Raw genomic sequence first — 1,025 nt, forward strand, 5'->3', positions numbered from 1 at the left:
GGGGCCGCCAGGCGGCGCTGCTGGTAGCCCGGCGCAGGGTGTCGCCCAGCAGCCGCAGCATCAGCCCGCGGCTGGTGACGAAGGGCGTTTCATCGACCCACTTTTTGGCCGTGGGCAGCACGTAGAAGCGGTTTTCGTGCAAGGCCCGGATGATGTGCGTGTCGGGGTCGAGACCCGGGGTGCGCAGCTCGGCCGGGGCCGGACCCACCATTGGCGCGAAGAAGCGGGGCAGCACCCGAATGCGCGACTGCAGCGCTACTACTGGTCGTGAGCCGGCTTTCGGCGGCGCGGGCGGGGTGGCGTAGAAGCGCACCGTGTTGCCGAAAATGGGGAACGCCGTGCGCTCGGGCTGGAAGTAGTAGCCGTAGTCGTCCCAGGTCCAGCCGGGGCCGAAGGGCGTTACGGTGGCGATGTCGCAGTAGGCCAGCATTTTTTCGGGCCGGCCAGCGAGGAAGCTATAGGCACGACGGCTGGGCACGTCGCCATGCAGCAGCGTGGGGTCGCCGGTACCCTGGAAAAACAGCGTGTCGTGCCGCGAGAAGTAGCGCAGGCTAGGCAGCGAGTCGCCGAGAATATGCAGGCCGGCGTAGAGGCTGAACAGCTTCATGTTGCTGGCCGGGGTGAAGTATTTGGCATCCTGGAAGCCGTAAAACGGCCGGGTGCTATCGGCGTAGGCCAGGCTCATACCCACTTGGTGCAGGCGCAGAATAGGCGAGCTGCTCAGCAGCGAATCGAGCCAGGGCAGCGGCTGGCCGGGCCGCATGGCCACGGGCGTGCCGGCCGGCTTGTCGGTGGCCGATTGGGCGCAGGCAGATAATTGGGTGGTCCCAATCGTGAGCAGCAGCAGGAAGTAGAATGGGCGTAGCATCGGTCGCAACTTACGCAGCAAACGGGGCTGAGGTGGCTTTGCGCAGGAATATTCGCCACTGCAAGCCGGCTTCACCTCAACGGTGATTACCCGTTTGGGGGCGCTTAGCGGCCGGCGCGGGTGGCAGCGGGCGCCGCGAATGCCGGGCCAGGGCCTG

1 protein-coding gene is annotated in these 1,025 nt (G+C 66.5%); it reads right to left on the reverse strand.

Annotated features, from left to right (window positions below):
- Positions 1-868 (reverse strand): D-alanyl-D-alanine carboxypeptidase (locus tag ACYVDE_RS24080; RefSeq protein WP_460504055.1); only part of this gene is annotated, 868 nt, incomplete at its 3' end.
- Positions 869-1,025 lie beyond the last annotated feature (157 nt).

Source organism: Hymenobacter agri (assembly GCF_054778495.1).